1 protein-coding gene is annotated in these 1,055 nt (G+C 70.3%); it reads left to right on the top strand.

The genetic code is table 11. The annotated features are described in order from the left end of the window. Positions 1–1,055, top strand: a 1,055-nt coding sequence (locus tag ACFW6A_RS39160; RefSeq protein ID WP_386646664.1) for an acyl-CoA dehydrogenase family protein, incomplete at both ends; no start/stop codon positions are given.

Below are 1,055 nucleotides of genomic sequence, written 5' to 3'. Positions count from 1 at the left end.
GACTTCGACCTGTACCGGACCTCCGAGGAGCACGAGATGCTCCGGGAGTCGGTGCGTGCGCTGGCGGAGGCGAAGATCGCTCCGTTCGCGGCGGCGGTGGACGAGGAGGGGCGTTTCCCGCAGGAGGCCCTGGACGCGCTGGTCGCCAACGACCTGCACGCGGTCCACGTCCCGGAGGCCTACGGCGGCGCCGGCGCGGACGCGCTGGCCACGGTGATCGTGATCGAGGAGGTCGCCCGGGTCTGCGGGTCCTCCTCGCTGATCCCCGCGGTCAACAAGCTCGGCTCGCTGCCGGTGGTCCTGTCGGGCTCCGAGGAGCTGAAGGCGAAGTACCTCGCCCCGCTCGCCGCCGGCGAGGCGATGTTCTCCTACGCCCTGTCCGAGCCCGACGCGGGCTCGGACGCGGCCGGCATGAAGACCCGCGCGGTGCGCGACGGCGACTCCTGGGTCCTCAACGGCGTCAAGCGCTGGATCACCAACGCCGGCGTCTCGGAGTACTACACGGTGATGGCCGTCACCGACCCCGACAAGCGCTCCAGGGGCATCAGCGCCTTCGTGGTGGAGAAGTCCGACGAGGGCGTCTCCTTCGGCGCCCCCGAGAAGAAGCTCGGCATCAAGGGCTCCCCGACCCGCGAGATCTACTTCGACAACGTCCGCATCCCCGCCGACCGCATGATCGGCGCCGAGGGCACCGGCTTCGCCACCGCGATGAAGACCCTCGACCACACCCGCGTCACCATCGCCGCCCAGGCCATCGGCATCGCCCAGGGCGCCCTCGACTACGCCAAGGGCTACGTCACCGAACGCAAGCAGTTCGGCAAGCCCATCGCCGACTTCCAGGGCGTGCAGTTCATGCTCGCCGACATGGCCATGAAGCTCGAGGCCGCCCGCCAGCTCACCTACGCCGCCGCCGCCAAGTCCGAGAGGGTCGACGGCGACCTGACCTTCTTCGGCGCCGCCGCCAAGTGCTTCGCCTCCGACGTCGCCATGGAGGTCACCACCGACGCCGTCCAGCTCCTCGGCGGCTACGGCTACACCCGCGACTACCCCGTCGA

Source organism: Streptomyces sp. NPDC058758, assembly GCF_042746075.1.
Lineage (GTDB): Bacteria > Actinomycetota > Actinomycetes > Streptomycetales > Streptomycetaceae > Streptomyces.
This window is presented reverse-complemented; position numbering and strand designations above follow the sequence as displayed.